A 17881-nucleotide genomic window follows, 5' to 3' on the forward strand; every position below is an offset into this window, starting at 1 on the left:
AGGACTAAAGTCTTTACTACGAACTAAAATAAGTAACTATGTAGAGTCGATCAATAAGGGTTGTGATAGCGATAATTTTTTGATTAATATATCTAATAATTGTTCGCTAATATTTTCGTAAATTAACCAGATATTCTCGTCTTCTGTTTTGCTATAACTAGGTAAAATTCCACTAGATAAAACTAACAATCGTTCATACAATTCTGGTAATCTTTGACTGTAAGGAATAGCTAAACGCTTCTTATTAACATCATATTTCCATAAAATAGGCTCATTATTTTTCTTTAAAGTTAAAAATCTTAAACCATACCAATTCCCTTGTTTAAAATATTGCTTATCTCGATCATAAAATAAAGTTGCAACCGGTTTTATCTTCAAAGAATTGATAGCATCTAAAGATTTTTCTTGATTATGTTTGAACATTTGGTACATTCCCGTTTTATCTGGATTTAAACAGTCAGTAAAATCATTATTAACTAAATATTTCCAATCATATAAACTAGGTATAATACCTAGCAAAGTCGGTAAATTCTCAAACCATTGCTCAAAATTAGGTAGATTTTCTAATTGACAAATAGTTAAATCAGAATAATAAATTACCAAATTATATCTGGTCTTAATCTCTTGAATAATATTTTTAAGATCAAGACTGTGGTTAAATTTTATTTCTATGGTATAAGGAGCATTTTTTAAGGGGTGAGAACTATATATTATCTCACCATAGTTTGTCAAAATTGATATTAATTTTTGGTTTCTTTGCCCACATAAAATAAATTTTTCTTCTTCTGAATTAGATAATATTTTGATGATAATAGGAGGATTAATAAAACATTTTTTGCCATCATCAGATATTTCAATATGACCTAATAATTTTAATCTTCTGATAATTCTTTGAGGATTTTTTAAGTTTAATAACTCACAAGTTTGCTTAAATAATTGCCAACTACAATTGCCAATGCTACTTAACCAGTATAATAGATGTTGATATTTTTTTTCTTCTGATCCATTAAGTAAATAAGCAGGAGTAAAATCAAAGGTAAAAGGATTACTTTGTATATCTTTTTCTTGATTCTTTTGATAGGGAATAGGATTAGTATAATCTAAAACATCATGGGCATTTCCTACCATTGATTTAATTTGTTCATAACTAAAATTATTAGGAGTTCCTTTAGGGACTGCTGGATAATAAAAATACGATAACACTAATATTTTATCTTTAAACTGTTGATATTTAATTTTTAATTGTGGATTATCTACATTATCAATTGCTAGAAAAAAGTAAAATGAGCCTCTCTTATTCTTTTTATCTTTTTTCTCTACCCTTAATAAAGGAATTAGTTTACTTAAATCATATTCATTAATTTGCTGAGAGATAACTTCTATTAATTTTTGTGCATCTCCTTTATAACAAAATCCAAGATAATATCTACCTTTCGGATTATTCTTTTGTCTATTGTTTAATGAAGTTCTTTGATTCAGCATATTTTTGAGAATTTATAACATAGATAATGTGTTCAATAAGTTATTATTATGATTTGATTTAATCTCATTTAGATTTATATTTGCTATTTCTAAATCCTCCCAATCTTTTAAATTAATTAAAATTTCTTCAAAATCATTTCTAGCTTTTGCTGTTACTAAATAACTGGTTGAGTGAGGGAAACTTACTGAAATTAATTGATTAGTTTTTTGAGAGCTATGTTCAATAATTTGTTCAGTAAATATATCTTTAATTTCTAATTCAATATTAGGATAAAAGCCATAAATAATAATGTTAGGAGGATAATCTTTTAACCATGCTTTTTGTTGAGGTATTTTTAAACCATTTTTTAAGCTAATGGATAGTTTAGTTTTTGGTTGTAAAGCATCTTTTAATTGCAAATTAGACGGAAAAATCCCCTCCCATGCTTCTGATAAAACTTGACATTGATGTAATTCTAACCAATCTTCATGATCAGGAAAAGGTCTTATTTCTTCACTCCAATTTAATAGTTTTTCATCTTTTAAGAGTTGTAAATCTTTCATCAAATTTTGTTTACAGAGTATGATAAACTGTTCCCCTAAATTTGGACTTGCCCAAGTAGCATAAATATCTGAGTCTTCATCTTCTTTATCACGAATTAAAATCCAAAAATCTCTCGCAGGTAAAATAAATTTTTCAAGATTATTATGATTAATAACTGTACCAATAATTCCTTTATTTAAGTCTTCTACTGTTAATTTACTACCACAAGGTAAATACCAACCTTGCCTATCTTCTCTTAGCACTTCTGTTTGATTTTGATATTGAATTTTTATCTCATTATTGTCTTTAAATTTAGGTTGTTTTGGGTATAGAAAATAGTCAATATCTCCTAAAAAAGGATCTTCGGTGCGATATAATCCTGTAAATAAGTTACGACTCAATATATATTGATTTTTTCTTTTTTTGATAGGTTTTTTTGGGCAACCTTCCGCTAACCATTGCTGATGAATTTCATGGAGGGAATCAGCTACTAATTCTAATCTTTTTCTATCTCTTAATAAGTTGGCTATATGCTTAGATAAATAACTGATTTCATGGTGAACTTGACTATATAATGTTGGAGCATCCCAACTATTTGTCCACTGTTTTTTGATAAATAATTCTTGTAATTTATCTTTATCAACTTGTCGGAATAAGGTTTGACTGATAGGATATTTGATATATTTTTGTGAACCTTTTCCTTTATATGCTGTAGGTTGAAATCCTTGTTGTAACAACCATAAATTCCATTCTTTCCATAATATTTCTTCTGAGTGATTACCAAACTTCATTCCATTTGGTCGCCCCTCTCCCAGTAAACCGAGTAAACTTCTTAAACGAGTGAAATAGTCTTTTTCAGAAATTTCTTCTTGATCATCTTCTGACATTTGATAAGCTGCTAAAATTGACAAAATTAGAAAAACAAGACACTTGGGTTTCCCTTGCGAATCAAAGCTTTGTATATTTTTCAGATTAACTTTTTCATCTTCAATAATAGCATCAATGACAGAACACCTAAAATTATCTAAGGCATTAATATTATGATCTAAATGAAGAAAATTTTTCCCGATAAAGTGAATTAAATCTTCGTCAATAGTGAGATAAATTTTGCTACCTTGTGAAATTCCACTAAGAAAATAAGAAATCAAAGTTTCATTCCAAGAAGTATAACTATTACTTAGCACATTAATTATTTAATAAGTCTTATATGCTGATTATAATTTAACTAGTGATAAAACTGCACTATCTTAAGAAAAGTAAACAGAGCTTGTATATTTTTTGTTTAAGTTAATGAAAAATGAAATTTTTATATATTTTTCGAGACTTTTAATATATTTTAACCTTTAGTATTTAGATTTATTCAGTAGACTTTATTCATGGTGATAGAAAGAAGTTAAATCTTATTTGTCATTACAGGGAATTTGGTCAACCAGAATACCAAAATAATAGGAATCAATGATTTTTTCAACTTTTTCTGAGAGCTGATCTGTTATTCCAGCAAACCTTTTAACTTTCCATGATTTTACCTCCTCCCCCTGTTCTTCTAAAAGTGCGATCGCCCATTGTATCCTTCCATCCTGAAACATTTTCACTGACTCGACAGTTTCTTCTAAATAAGTTTTTGTCAGGGGTAATTTATCCAGTTTCTGCTCTAAAAGTGCTTTTAATCCTGTCATAATACCTACTTTTCTCAAGGTAACTCTTTCTGGTTTATCCTTTTGCAAAATTTCTTGAACTGCACTCTCTACCTGAATTTTGACTTCTTGATCTCTTTTTTCCCAATCCACTCTTTTATTCACTGATACAGATGATTTGTCCAAGGTTCAGTGAATTATCAGATCGCACATGAATCTGCTTCATAAGGTGAACATTTTCTGAATTACCTACAAAAGAAAAATCAAAGTAATAGTTTTTTGTAAAATAAGAGACTATATCAGTTCAAAATGGCGAAAAATATCTTGGTTAGCCCTAAGTATGTATTAAAATTAAACCAAAAATAAACTAAAAATAAAAAATATGGGAGCGTCTTTAATTAATAACAGATATGCTTTAACACCCAATCCTAAACAAAGTGGGATGAGTGAAGTTTATAAAGCTGCTGATATGCATAATGATATGCAACAAGTAGCAGTCAAAATTTTTACAAAGGGAAGAATTGAAGAGGAAATTTCAGCAGAATCTTTTAGAAGAGAAGTTAATGCATTAAAAGAATTAAAACATAATCATATTGTTGAATTAATTGATTCAGGAATTGACAAAGAAACTGGTCATAACTTTCTAGTACTAGAATGGATGGAAAATAATTTATTAGAAAAGTTAAAACAATCACCTCTTGATGGATGGGATTCATTTTGGGAAGAAATTGGAAAACCCTTGTTAGAAGCCTTAGCTTTTTGTCATAACAGAGAGTATATTCATAGAGACATCAAACCGGAAAATATCTTAATTGATCATGAAGGAACTATCAAATTAGCAGATTTTGGTATCTCAAAACTGAGAAATTTTCTAGTCCCTACTGTAACCTTAAGAGAGTTTGTTTCTCGTCCTTATACGCCACTAGAAGATGATGATGGCTCTTATACTTATACCCGTGATGTATTCAGCTTTGGGGTTGTGACTCTTAAATGCTTGACAAATGTACCACTTATCGACTATGAAAGTGTTAAAAAGGCAATTCAAGAATTAGATGCACCTTGTGAAATCATAAAGATAATTGAAAATTCTATTTCCGATTATCCCGAAGAACGTCAACATAATGCACAAATCCTATTATCAGAAATAACAAGATTTCAAGAAAAGCGTGAAAGAGCATTTATTGAAAAAACTCAAAAATGTTATTTAATGCTTCCAAGAAATTTAGAAAAAATAGGTAGTGAGTTAAAAGCTAACTCTCATACAGAAATTCAAAAAATAATTCTCGAAGACTTAAATAATGAGTGTGGTATAGAATGTTATAAAAATAAAAAATCTAATGAATATGAGGAAGGTCAATATAAAATTTTTGGAGTTGATTATAGTTATCATGTAAAAATTGAACAATGCAATTTAGACAAATTAATTATCTTAAATGCGATTAATCTTTCCAGTGATATTTTAGAGCAAAATAGGTTAAAAAATTATAATCCCAACTATGAGTTTAGTTTTGAAACATTTTATAATATAAATCAAGCTCAAGAAATTATCAGAGAACTTCAATTATCAATTGAAGAATATGATGCTACTATCAGACAGAAACAAGCAGAAGATGAAAAACAAAGATTATTTAGAACTTGGGAAAGTATTTTAAGAGCAAAGACAGACTGGGAAAGACAACGTCAAAAACCTTTAATCTATACAGAAGTTAGTCAAGATAAAAACCGTGCTTTTTTTACTTTAGAGTCAATTCCTGATGATGATCTTGTTGGACAAACTCGCCATGTAACTCTTAAAAATAATAACTATAGTCTCTTAAGTGGAGAAATTGAAGAAATTAAAGATGATAAACTAATTCTCTACATCAATTATGGAGAAGTAGAAAGAATACCAAAAAAAGGTGTATTAAAATTTGATACTCGTGCGGCAGAGTCCGCATTAAGACAACAAAAATATGCTTTAGATGCGATTAAATATGATCAGGCTGTACGTTCAGAAATTCGTACTTTATTAATTAATCCTCAAGAAGTTAGTTTACCTAATTTAGAACAGGATATTCAATTTATTCAAACTCTTAATGAATCTCAGAAAGAGATTGTTAAAGCAGCATTGGAAACCGAAGATTTTTTAGTAGTTGAAGGACCTCCTGGCACAGGAAAAACAACTTTTATTACCGAACTAATTTTACAAACTCTAAAACAAAATCCTAACGCTAGAATCTTGCTTACATCACAAACTCATGTAGCTTTAGATAATGCTTTAGAGAGAATTAAGACAGTTGATACTTTTTTAAAAATTGTCCGCATTGGCAATCATGAAAAAGTTGCTGAAAATATTTACGCTTTGTTATTTGAAGAGCAAATGGATCAATGGAAAAAAGAAGTTTTGAATCAGAGTAAAGATTTTATTGATATTTGGTCGAAGGAACATGACTTAGATAAAAAAGATGTAGAAGTGGCTATCCATTTTCAAAAATTGAGAAGTCTTGCTAATCAACTAAATAATTTAAAACAAGAAATTGAATCTTTAAAACAAGAAAAATATGAATTAATTGAGCAACCAGAATATGAGTCTTACCTTGAGAATTATGATTTTAATAGTCCAAATGTCAAACTTCCTAATAATTTACCAGAAGAGACCAAAGAGCAACTCAAATATTTAGATGATAAAATCAAAGAGTTTGAGAAAAAAGCTAAATCTATTCGTCAAGATGAACAAAAACCAGTGGCATTAGAGTTAGAAAATTTAAGTGGGTTTAATCTTGAAGAAATTGAGAAGATGTCAATAAATGAGTTAGAAAGCTATGAAAGCATATTAGCTGATTCTAATAATATACAAGCAAAACAACTCAAAAAACTAATGAGAATCCAACAAGATTGGTTTGATATTTTTGGTAAAAGTGATAGTGATCACTTTAATTCTGCATTAATCAAACGTTCTCAAATTGTAGCCGGAACTTGTATTGGACTTGCTCCAAAAATTACTGAAGTTGAATTTGATTTGTGTATTATAGATGAAGCATCAAAAGCAACGGCAACCGAAGTATTAGTACCAATTGCTAGATCAAAAAAATGGATTTTAGTAGGTGATACGAAACAACTTCCACCTTTTCAAGATGAAGCTAGTAGAAACCAAGAATTTTTAGATAAATATGACTTAAATTCTGAGGAGATTAAGGAAACCTTATTTGCTTATTTACTCAGAACTTTACCAAAAGCTAATTGCAAAATCCTGAATATTCAACATCGCATGGTAGCACCCATTGGAGAGTTAATCAGTCAATGTTTTTATGATGGTCAAATTCAAAGTGCTAGAACCGATATAGATCACGAACTAAATAAAATTATACCTAAACCTGTTACTTGGTTAACAACCAGTAAACTTCCTAATCATTGTGAACAAACTGCGTATCAAAATCAAAGCTATAATAATACTGCTGAAGTTAAAGTAATTGTTAAACTGCTAAATCGTCTTAATGCGGTGGCAAAAAATGTATGTAAAAACTATAGCGTAGCAATTTTGACAGGGTATTCAGCACAAAAAATACTCTTAGAACGAACCTTAGACTCAGAATTAGATAATTGGGAAAGATTAGCTATTAAATGGAATACAGTTGACGCATTTCAAGGACAAGAAGCCGATATTGCTATTTATTCGATTACTCGTTCTAATAACAAAAAAGAGTTTGGCTTCTTGCGAGATACAGAGAGAATGAATGTTGCTTTATCAAGGGGCAAAGTTGCTTTAGTAATCGTAGGAGATCATGATTTTTGTCGGACGTTAAATTATAATCCTTTACGAACTGTTCTTGAATATATAGAATTTAATCCTAAAACTTGTTCCTTACATGAGTCTAAATAAATGACTATTGAGTATTTGAATTTTAGTTCAGATTCACAATCTAATACTGAAGATGAAATTTCTAAACGCTATGATAATCGTCCTGGTTTTGAATTAGTTAGTTTAGTATCAGTTGGTCTTCCTGTAACTAGAATTACCTTAACTGTATTAACCCTCCTTCGTAAACCGATTCCTCCTATAGAAGAATTTGTTTTAAAATCTATTGATGCTTGTTTATCTTCTATAGAAGAAATTAATAACTTTTTAGGTTTAGAACAATCAATTGTTAAAAATGCAATGATTAATCTGAGACAAGCAGAAAATATTGATTTAATTGCTTCACAAGAATCCAAATTTCAAGAATGGAAGTTAACCAAAAAAGGAAAAACCACACTTGAAGAAGCAAGAATTATTGTACCTGAAGAAAGGTCTTATCCTATTAACTTCGATAGAATGTTAGGAAAACCACGTTGGTATGGAAAATTAGAGGAAAATAAAGGTTTATTACGCCCAAAAGACTTAAGGTACAGCAATATTCTTGAAATACCTGCTTATCCAGCTAAACTACTAGAGTTAGATGATCTTAATCTTAACGATGTTGAGAAAATGATTCATCAAATTGCTAAAGATAAAAAATATAAAAAAGAAAAACAAAGAGATTTTATTGGATTAAAAGCTATGGAAAAGAGGGAAAACTTTTTTCAAGAAGCTTTTGCATTAGTTTATAAACAGAAAGACAGTAATGAGTTACAAATTGCTTTCGCTATTGATGGTAGATTATCAGACGAACATGAATCAGCCTTTGCTCGTGCTAAAGGAGGTAAAAAAGATCGTATTATTAAACAATTAAGAGAAAATGTCTTAAATCAATCCAGAGAATTAAAAAGTTTAGCAGAAGCAAAATTTGGCTCTGGAATACTTGAAGAAGCTGAGAAATATGAACAACAAATTACTTCTGTTAGAGAACAAGTCCAAGAAAAAACTACACAACTTGAAACAGAAATTAATTTAACTCGTCAAGATATTGAAATCATTGATAATGAAGAAGAAAAGAAAGAACTGAAAAACAAACTTGAGAAAGCTGTTAATGAAATAGCAGAACTCAACAAACGACTTAATTCACTTATATCTTCAACACCAATTCGTTTTTTAAAAACTTATGATCATAGACCATTATTAGAAGAAGCATTAAAAGATAGTAAAGAAAGGCTTTTAATTATTTCGCCTTGGATTAGAGCCAATGCTAGTAATAGCTGGTTAATTGATAGTTTAGAAAAGTTATTAAAAAGAGGAGTCAAAGTTTTTATAGGCTACGGTTTTGGGGATGAATCTGAGGAAAATAGGAGAGATTACGATATTGAAGCTGAAAATAAAATTAAAAAATTAGCCAAACGATATCAAGATAACTTTGTATTTAAACGTTTGGGTGATACTCATTCTAAAATTCTTGTTTCTGATCAAAAATTTGCTATTGTAGGTAGTTTTAACTGGTTATCGTTTAAAGGTGATCCTAATCGTACTTTTAGAGACGAAAGAAGTATTTTAGTTTCATATCCACAAAAAATTGATGAGTTGTTTGATAATGAAATAAAAAGATTAGACTTATGCTTATAAATGTAATCTAGTTTGCTCCGTGTCTGGACAAAAATTTCTGTCCTCTTGTTCCTATATCACTGAAATTTTCCTTTTTACAAAAAAACTAGAGAAAATTTGGTTTTCAACTTTCAACTTTATTCCCCTATAATGGTCAAGCCCAATGCTGTTGTGGGGGTAGGAATTATCATTATATTCCCCCTGATGAAAATTACGGTATTTGGCGATCGCACTTAGTCCTTGCACCTTGAAACATTCTCCAAAATCATTGCGATCGATAAAATAAGAAAATAGCCTTTGTTTTAGTTAGCAATATAATTCTCAGCAAGTAATAAAAAATTAACTTTGTTTAATTCAATATAACCATCAAGAAAATCATAATTTCTCCTAAATAGATTGGGATCATCAGGACAATAATCAGGAATCCAAAAACTACTTTGAATTTCTGGTTTTGAGTCAGTAGAAAAGAGTTTATTTAATTTCTTTTGCAACGAGTATTCATAGATAAATTGTTTCCTGACATTTTTTTCTTTGTTTTCTTTTTTATTATTAGGATCAGAAAAATATTTAGAGTCACAATACTTAACATCTATTATCTTAATTAAAGGTTTTTGATTGTTCAATATTTGAGTAATAAACTTTTCAAACTCATTTTGAATAGATTGTGCTGATCTATCTCTAAAAAGCGATCTAGTAAAAACATTATATTCATCAAAATCACCGTTACTATTAATATCAACATTTAATGGTTTTAAAATCCTCTCACAAAAAGTATTCCAAGTAAAAACTTTACTTTCTAAGGCTAAATAAAAAAAGTGATTCAAATAGCTCATTAAATTAAGATGTTCATTATTGATAATTTTTGGGATGTCCCAAAATGAATAAAAAGCTCTAGGTAAAGAAGAATTGATGATTAAATATTGATTATCTTTTCTAGAGTATATTCTTTCCAAGATTTTAGCTGTATATACTTCTTTTTTTTGATTTAAATAGCCAGTATTAATAAATATTGATTCATTTTCTTTATAAATGTTAAAGCCATTATCATATCTGAATTGTGTTTTATAACCATGATTATCCCAATCAGTAATAAATATTTCATAAGTTGTTTGTTGAATAAAATCACTATTTTTTGAACTAAACAAAACAGCATCGGGATTTAAAGAAACACCATTTATTTTAAAAACATTGTTTATGTCAATAACTTTCTCTGATGCTTGAAGTTTATCTAGAGTTTTTGAACTTAAATACCGAGTATCACAATGCAATAAGCAAGATAAATCGTTATTTTCAGTTAAATAAGTTAAACACATGGATTCCCAAACAGTGTAAAAATTATTTATGCCCCAGATTTCTCCCTCTTCACCTTGACTCAAATCACCGTATAAAAATAATTCAATGGCATCATAATATTCCCAATAGTCAGCATCTTTTAAGACTGTATAATTATTGATTGTTTCTAAAGCATCTTTGAGTACATTTAAAACAGACTCATAGCTATTCTCATCAAAAAGACTATCCGGAGAGTTTAAATAACGTTCTCTAAAATCTTCTGCCAAAGATATAATATTAGGATTTGTTGTTTCCTTTAATTGCTGTTTTACCTCGAAAAATAGGTAACAATACATCGTAACTATATCATTAGATTGAAATTGAACTACCTTTCTTGGAAAATTCATTTGATCTATATAAACCGCATCATTAGACAAATAAATTCCTTGATGTAAATATTTGTGAATTTTACTTAAATCAAATTTATCTTGCTTACCTAATCGAGACGCTAAACTTAAAATTTTTGGCTCATTATAAGCATCTAACAATTTACCAAGAATATCAATTTTATAATAAAAAATATTTTCATTATCTTCTTGATAACTTTTAATACTAGAACCAATTTTTGTTTTTAGAAATCCATCTCGATCATTTGTTAATTGATTATTATCATCTAAATAACCTTTTTCCACACAAATACTTCTAAAAGTTGTCAAAATTTTGTAGAAAAGAAAGAATAAATCTCTTTTACTATCAAAGTTATCTAATGTAGATTTTGACTCATTAAAACCTTTAGGCAAACATAAACGTAAATTTTGTTCTTGTTTATCAATACCAACAAAAGAATACTTATTATTAACAACTAATTGTAAAGAATTAAAATTAATCATTGATTGTTTAGAAAGGTATCATATCCAAATTATCTTCTACTTGCTCCACTTCTTGTTTTAAGAATTCCCCTTTATACTGCTCTTTACCTAATGCTAATACTTTATCTAAAAATTTCTCTGTGTACTTTAAAAAGTCTGAAAAAAGAGCCAGTGTTACCAAGGTATTTGTCTCATCACTCTTATCACCAAGAAAAGTCTCTAAAGGTCTTTTATCTCTTGCAAATACATTATCCCACAAGTAAAACATTAACTTATCCTTGACTTGTTGAAGTTTAACTTTTTCATTTTCAGGCTTAATAAACCAACATCCAATAAGTTTATCTTCAATACGCCTAATGGTTTGATGATTAGATTTTATTAGCTCATTAATTCCCACAATGTAGAATAGCCAAAGATCTTGAGGTTTATCATCAATAAATAATTGAGCATTTTTTATTTCTTCGGGAAACTCAGTGCTATCATCGAACTTTCCTACGGGTGCATTTACAAATTCCCAACTCCAACGTCTTTTAAAAGCAGTATCAAGATAGTAAATAGATTCATCCGAGGTGTTGATGGTGCCAATAATCGACAAGTTGGGGGGAAGTTTGATTTGGCATTGTCGTAAAAGGTTATAAATTAAAAATCCCCCATGATTTTTTTTGTCCCTAAAACTTTCTATTTCATTTTTTAATGCCTCATCATAATTAAGTTTCCCAATATTAGACAGTTGTATTTCAATTTTATTGTTAGAATCAATATCTACTTTGATGTTCATAGCTTGAAATAAACCAACTAATTCCATTTCAGAAATATCTATCTCATAACTTGACCACCCATCACTTTCACGATCTAATAATTGAAAAGTATTTCCAAAAATAGCGGCTGCATTTCCTCTATTTAACTCATCAATTACTAATAAATAGTTTTCATCTTTACCATCAATTAGAGATTTATAAGCCTTTCCTAGTATTTTCAAAAAATGTCCAGGATAGAATTTATAAATTACGGAACTCTTTTGGCTAAAAGGTAATAGTTTCCCCATAAAATCAGCATAGCTGTACTCAGGATGAAAAACAGCTTTCACTATATTGGGAGAAGTTTTAGTAATTTTATCTATCTGAATATCCAACTGTTCTTGGGCTATTTGACGAATTTGATAACTTTTACCTGTACCTGGGCTACCAAAAAGAATTTTTTGAATTGGTTTCATTAATATGTTATTTGAAGAATCTATTTGATTATTTATTTCACAAAATCCAAAGATTGGAAGATTCGATAATTTATCTACTTCAATGATTTTATAACCATCTACTGACAAAATATTATTATATATTGTCAGTAAATTTTGTACATTATCAGGCTCTCTAATAGCAGGATGTAATATTTCACAAAGAAATTTTAATAGATATTTATCATCGTTACCATTATTTAGATTAAATCTATCGTCTTCATCTTTAAAAATCCAATTATTATCTTTAGCATTTTCAAATCTACCATCATTTGATGGTAATTCTTCTAATTCATAGAGTCTCTCCAAAAATTTAATTTCATCATCATTTTCTTCATCATCTCCCCAATAATTGAATTCTTTGTCGAAAAGTTTAGCAATTTGCCTTCTTGTAACCTCTGTAATCTTGTTCACATTTTGATTTGAGTTATTAATACTTGCACTAATCTATGTTGATACATACAACTTTATTACCATACTACAAATAGGGTAACGGCGTAATAAAGTTGTATAATTTCATGGTCTCTAAACCACTATTTTGGTTATGATTTTTAATAATATCCAAAATAAAGTTGTATATTATTGGCTTTGATGTAAGACTTTTATATTGTGGTGCTGAAAAATCAAGGAAATAAACCTATATAATTTTCCACATCCTTTGTATAGTAGGTTTTTAGAAACAGTATTACTTTAACATTTATTTATAACAATCATATCGTTAATTTGTAGTCATCAACTTGTGAAAATTCCTAAATACGATCGCCCTTTAAACAGCGTATATCATTTGTTTTGTCAAGGAAAATTATTAATAGTGAAAGTCTTATTTTTTTAATTTGATGGTTCTAAAGTAAATAAAGTTATCTTTTGTCCTCCTTTTTGATACTCAGAAAACCTGATAAACTCTAACTCTTTTTCAGACAAAACAACTTGATAGTTATAAACCTGATACATAGAACTCAAAAGTGGATAACTAGGAGAAGATTTAATCTCTTCATTTTCCCCTAGAAAAAGAAAAGAACCATCAAAATCTAAGCCAATTTCTTCTTTCAAGCAACGATAAACTGCTAATTCAGGAGTTTCATTGACCATAATTTTTTCCGCTAAAGTATCCAATCCCCTTTTTCTGATTCCCCCAGCAAAAAATATCTGTTTATCCTCCACAAGGGTAAATAATTGCTCTCCTAGTTTAACTTTTACCTGCACAGAAACCAAACGAACTACCCTCAATAATTGACCATTAATTAACTCTAAAACAGTTTCCCTTCCATCAATTTCATTTTTGAGATCCGTTACAGTTTTTGTTCCTTTTTCATGAAGCCAATTATCCGTACTAATATTGTGTTTTGATAATACATTATTTAATTCATTAATATTCATATTATTAACATAACAGTCACAGCTATAGATAGTAATTGTAATTGATAACTATAGTAATCCTATTTGAGTTGTAGTAAAGTTATATCCCCCCCCCTATGCCTTTCACAATAAGGAAAATTCAAACTCTTACAAATAGTTTAGGATTACTATACATTTCTTCTCTTTTGTTTATACCTCGTTACCATTACTAATCTAAATTGGCTCAAGAAAAACCCTTTTCCAAGGTAAAATCGAACTTTTTCTTCCTTACCTTCACGACTTTACTTTTTCATCAGTCCCAATTAACTATTTTTCCCAGAGAAGGCAAAACAACATATCACGGAAAACACCCCCAAAACCTAAATGATTAAGGAGGTGTTTCCAACTAAACCCATGTAACCCCATGGGTAGGGTCTTCGCTTCAGAGGCATTACATTACAAGAGCTTTAGCGTTTGAATCTACACAATAGTAATCATAACACAAAAAAACAAAATTGCACAACAAAAATAAGAGCCTGAAACCTATACAGGGCAAGGCATCTACAACACACCATCAAGACCCATCGGTGAGCTTTTTTTCATCAATCACCCCGCAAGGAAAAGGGTATTTCCTAACCAGAATTATCATCAAAATTAATATTCACAATATTTTATCTGTGGTAGCCTGAAGTAAGGTTATCTTGCCCCTATATGATGAGAATGATTATGCCAGAAATGCCAGAAACCCCTTTATATCGACAATGTCCTCCTTCAGCCACTAATTTGTGGTCAATAATTGATACACCAAAAAATTTACGTTATCCCACCCCAGATAATCCGAGGTTTGAGAAAGCCCAAAAAAGTTTATTTGATAATATTAAAAAAGCGTTTCGCTTGTATGCAGAAGTGATGAGTTTTTATGACCAGTCATTAGATTTTTATTTTATTCATGATCAAATAACTTTTAGTCAAGGAGATTGGCGAAATTTTTTAAATCAGGAAAATAATAGGGAATATCTCAATGATTCGGTAAAAAATTGGTTAGTTACATTTGGTATCAGAGACAATGATTGGTTAACGGGTTTTCAAGATTTATATGGAATTGATTTAACACAAGAGCAAAAACAGAAAATACTCAATTTAATTCCCTTTGAATGTTTACAACCAAAAAATGGTCAAAATGGTATCAGAACCTTTAATAATGACTTTATTGGTTTAGCAAAAAGAGGTTTTTTGATTTCTGGCAAAAAGAGTTATGGCAAATTATCTTTAGAAGATATTGAAGAAAAATTAACCGTTAATAGTAATGTTAATAGCAGTGGAGAAATCACTAATTTATACGAATTTGTTGATAATCTGAAGTTTGACGAAGTATTAATAAGTACATCGGAAAATCTCAAAGATAAACAAAGATTTTTTATTAAACTTCAACACATAGTAGATAGAAATACTATTGATAAAATTCAAGATATAATCTTCACTTTACGAGACATCTGGGAAAAAGAAGAAATCCCCCTAATTAGGATAAAATATGCTAGTTCTAGCCAGAGAGAAATCTTTGAAGATTTAATTATTTATCCTATCTGTTTATTTTACAATCAACGGGGAATTTATTTAACAGGTTATGGGCCTAAACCAGGGGGTCTTATTAATTATTTAGGTTATTATAATTATCGGTTAGATCATTTTCAAGAATTAGATAGAAATCAATATATTTTTACTGAAGAATGGGATGAGGAAAATTATAATATTCATTTGAAATTATTTGATAAAAAAGATGAGTTACAAGAAGAAACATCAGATGATATTTATAGTCAATTACAGGATGCTTTGGGGGTAGATTTACATAGAGAAATTAAAACGATGTTGTTACATTTTCCCCAAGATTTTCACACTTATTACATTGAAAATACTAAACGTCATGATACTTTTAAACGGTTAAGTGTGAGGGATATTAATAAATTTTGGCAGAATTTTGAGGGATGTTTAAGACATACTCAGACTACTTTAACTAATGATGATAAACAGTTAATTAATGAAGTTATCAGTAATAATCCTGATGATGCTTATTATGTGATGGATTATCGTCATGGCAAAGATGGAGGTAATGATGTGGAGGCGGATGTGATTATGCGCTTAAGGAGTTGGGGGCATAATGTGGAAATTTTGGCACCTGCTGATTTGAGAAAGAGAATGAAAGAAGATTCTCAAAAATTGTGGCAAGTTTATGAATGAAAATTTTTGAAATTTATCATCGTAAAAAATACTAATTGGTGGGCAATACCCACCCTACACAATTGTTTTTCCTAAACTCAGATTAGTTTTTATTTCCCCATGTCAATCCAAAGTTTCTCTCAGTTATCTCTTTTTCAAAATTAGCTTTTTGCCCATTCCATAACTGGTTATCACCTCGAAAAACGGTCATAATTTCTAAATATTGATTATTCTCTATGGGTAACATTCGATGCCAAACACAACTTACATATTTAGGACGTTTATCACCTCTATTTTTACCGCCAATGGCAGGGGTATATTTGAATTTGTCCTCATGAAATAAGGTAATAAGCTCCGATTTGGCGACTACTTTTGAGAAAACTTTAACATTCTGGGGATGCCAAGATTCTCGCCAATTATTGATGTATTGCTGATTGTTGTTGATGTTTAAATATTGTTGACAGGTATTAAATAAGCCGTTGAGAAATTGAGTGAGTTGTTGAGGATTATTAATATTTAATGGTTGATCTGGTTTTTGCCAACTACCCCACCAATGACAACCGATCGCACGGGTGTTATAGTTCATAAAATCGGGGTGATAGACTCGGCGCCAAGATTTACCAAAACCACCCATAATAAAAGCAAATTCCATCACCTTTTGCAAAAAAGCAATATCCTGATTATTATTGTTCTTTTTCACATCAAGATAAAGTATCCCTTGATTTTCATAAATGGGCGTATTTTCCCTGCCATAAGTTCCCATCGTTAAAAATTCGGGAAGGGTTTCCCAATAAAGTTGTAAGCTACCAGGGGAGTTATCGCCAAACAGTTGATTAACCTTTATTTTAACTGTATCAACATTATTTGTTGCTCCCCCTAAAAGACGGCTAACATGACCCCTTAATGTAGCTTTAAATAAATTTGGGCGAAACTCTGGCTCATCATTGCGCAATAAAGGGCTGACTCCTTTAGCAAAGAGATGAAATGCGAGAGGATAGAGATTTTTGTCTTGGGGGGCATTATACAAACCATAGCCATTACTGGTTTTTCCGCCGATGCCTTGATTTAAGGCTTTTCTTAATAGTTGTTCGATGTGTTGCCATTCTGTCAGTCCCAAGGGTTTAATACTACTTAGTTCAAATACAAAAGTGGGTTTATAAAAGCTAATAAGGGCGATCGCCTGTGGGCGCCCTCCTCCTTCAACTTGTTTTTTTTGTTGGGGGTGACAAATATCCACCATTTGATAACGAATTTCCTCATTTTTATTTCGGGGTGTAACTCGTTTTGTCTGCGCCCAATCCCCAAGAGGATAAGCCCGAAGAAATCTCAATGTTGCAGGTTTATCCGCTGTACCACAATAATTTTGAATTGTTCGTTTATCATCATCACTAATATCCGCCCATTCAAGTAACCTTCTAAATAATCCCTTAATGCCACTACCCGGGATAAAGGGAATACCATCCTTACCTATGACAGGGCGAAAAATACTATCCTGACCACAATTACTAAAAACACGCCAAGGAAACTCGATTTCAAAACGATAAACCCCATCATCCAAAGCTAACTGAGGTTTTTTAAACTGATAAGACGGCTCATCTTTTTTATTCGGATAAACCCATTCCTCCGTCCAACGATCTAAATCCTTTTGATTTTTGCCATACTGCAAAGAACATCTCCCCGATACTTGCGCTCGATACATCATGGGAACTTGTTCAGGAGACGGCATTATAATTGACTCCTCCACTGGTTGAGTATCTTTTACCTCAATATTTAATTCATTTTTAAGATCTTGTTTAAGGCTTTGTAAACCTTGTTGTAACGTTCCCATAAATCCTACCTCATAAATAAAGTTGCTGTGTGAGTTGGGGCATAGACAACCCCACCGAAAAT

General features: G+C 30.1%; 10 protein-coding genes. 3 read left to right on the forward strand and 7 right to left on the reverse strand.

Annotated elements, in window-relative coordinates; genetic code table 11:
• Positions 1–36 precede the first annotated feature (36 nt).
• The 3 genes from IQ215_RS07845 to IQ215_RS07855 form a co-directional block, all read right to left on the reverse strand.
• The gene (locus IQ215_RS07845; RefSeq protein WP_193800761.1) at positions 37–1482 is read right to left on the reverse strand and encodes a hypothetical protein; all 1446 of its coding nucleotides are present in this window, start codon (positions 1480–1482) and stop codon (positions 37–39) included.
• A gap of 12 nt (positions 1483–1494) precedes the next feature.
• A complete protein-coding gene (locus IQ215_RS07850; protein WP_193800762.1) occupies positions 1495–3153 on the reverse strand; it encodes a hypothetical protein in 1659 nt (552 codons plus the stop codon).
• 252 nt (positions 3154–3405) lie between these two features.
• Positions 3406–3804, reverse strand: coding sequence for a TnsD family Tn7-like transposition protein (locus tag IQ215_RS07855; protein WP_193800763.1), 399 nt, complete (start codon positions 3802–3804; stop codon positions 3406–3408).
• Positions 3805–4021: 217 nt separating this feature from the next.
• On the opposite strand from IQ215_RS07855, the gene IQ215_RS07860 reads away from it, so the two are divergent.
• Together IQ215_RS07860 and IQ215_RS07865 are read left to right on the forward strand one after the other, a co-directional pair.
• Positions 4022–7498 carry a serine/threonine-protein kinase gene (locus IQ215_RS07860; protein ID WP_193800764.1) on the forward strand — a complete coding sequence of 1159 codons (3477 nt, stop codon included), beginning with the start codon at positions 4022–4024 and terminating at the stop codon, positions 7496–7498.
• Positions 7499–9091 carry a phospholipase D-like domain-containing protein gene (locus IQ215_RS07865; RefSeq protein WP_193800765.1) on the forward strand — a complete coding sequence of 531 codons (1593 nt, stop codon included), beginning with the start codon at positions 7499–7501 and terminating at the stop codon, positions 9089–9091.
• A 281-nt stretch (positions 9092–9372) separates the two neighbouring features.
• Here the strand turns inward: IQ215_RS07865 and IQ215_RS07870 are convergent, their stop codons facing one another.
• From IQ215_RS07870 to IQ215_RS07880, 3 genes are all read right to left on the reverse strand, one after another.
• A complete protein-coding gene (locus IQ215_RS07870) occupies positions 9373–11232 on the reverse strand; it encodes a hypothetical protein (RefSeq protein WP_193800766.1) in 1860 nt (619 codons plus the stop codon).
• A 7-nt stretch (positions 11233–11239) separates the two neighbouring features.
• Complete coding sequence (locus IQ215_RS07875) at positions 11240–12856, reverse strand: hypothetical protein (RefSeq protein ID WP_193800767.1); 1617 nt, start codon at positions 12854–12856, stop codon at positions 11240–11242.
• 414 nt (positions 12857–13270) lie between these two features.
• A complete protein-coding gene (locus tag IQ215_RS07880; RefSeq protein WP_193800768.1) occupies positions 13271–13819 on the reverse strand; it encodes a hypothetical protein in 549 nt (182 codons plus the stop codon).
• 684 nt (positions 13820–14503) lie between these two features.
• On the opposite strand from IQ215_RS07880, the gene IQ215_RS07885 reads away from it, so the two are divergent.
• Complete coding sequence (locus tag IQ215_RS07885) at positions 14504–16012, forward strand: TIGR03985 family CRISPR-associated protein (protein ID WP_206688546.1); 1509 nt, start codon at positions 14504–14506, stop codon at positions 16010–16012.
• 82 nt (positions 16013–16094) lie between these two features.
• On the opposite strand, the gene IQ215_RS07890 is transcribed toward IQ215_RS07885, so the two are convergent.
• Positions 16095–17819 carry an RAMP superfamily CRISPR-associated protein gene (locus tag IQ215_RS07890; protein WP_193800770.1) on the reverse strand — a complete coding sequence of 575 codons (1725 nt, stop codon included), beginning with the start codon at positions 17817–17819 and terminating at the stop codon, positions 16095–16097.
• Between the last annotated feature and the right edge of the window lie 62 nt (positions 17820–17881).

This window comes from Cyanobacterium stanieri LEGE 03274 (genome assembly GCF_015207825.1).
Taxonomy (GTDB): Bacteria; Cyanobacteriota; Cyanobacteriia; order Cyanobacteriales; family Cyanobacteriaceae; genus Cyanobacterium; species Cyanobacterium stanieri_B.

What these genes read in the sequence shown, in the direction of transcription:
- IQ215_RS07880 (WP_193800768.1), bottom strand. Translation starts at nt 13,819, where the DNA reads ATGAATATTAATGAATTAAATAATGTATTATCAAAACACAATATTAGT.
- IQ215_RS07845 (WP_193800761.1), bottom strand. Translation starts at nt 1,482, where the DNA reads ATGCTGAATCAAAGAACTTCATTAAACAATAGACAAAAGAATAATCCG.
- IQ215_RS07860 (WP_193800764.1), top strand. Translation starts at nt 4,022, where the DNA reads ATGGGAGCGTCTTTAATTAATAACAGATATGCTTTAACACCCAATCCT.
- IQ215_RS07865 (WP_193800765.1), top strand. Translation starts at nt 7,499, where the DNA reads ATGACTATTGAGTATTTGAATTTTAGTTCAGATTCACAATCTAATACT.
- IQ215_RS07870 (WP_193800766.1), bottom strand. Translation starts at nt 11,232, where the DNA reads ATGATTAATTTTAATTCTTTACAATTAGTTGTTAATAATAAGTATTCT.
- IQ215_RS07890 (WP_193800770.1), bottom strand. Translation starts at nt 17,819, where the DNA reads ATGGGAACGTTACAACAAGGTTTACAAAGCCTTAAACAAGATCTTAAA.
- IQ215_RS07885 (WP_206688546.1), top strand. Translation starts at nt 14,504, where the DNA reads ATGCCAGAAATGCCAGAAACCCCTTTATATCGACAATGTCCTCCTTCA.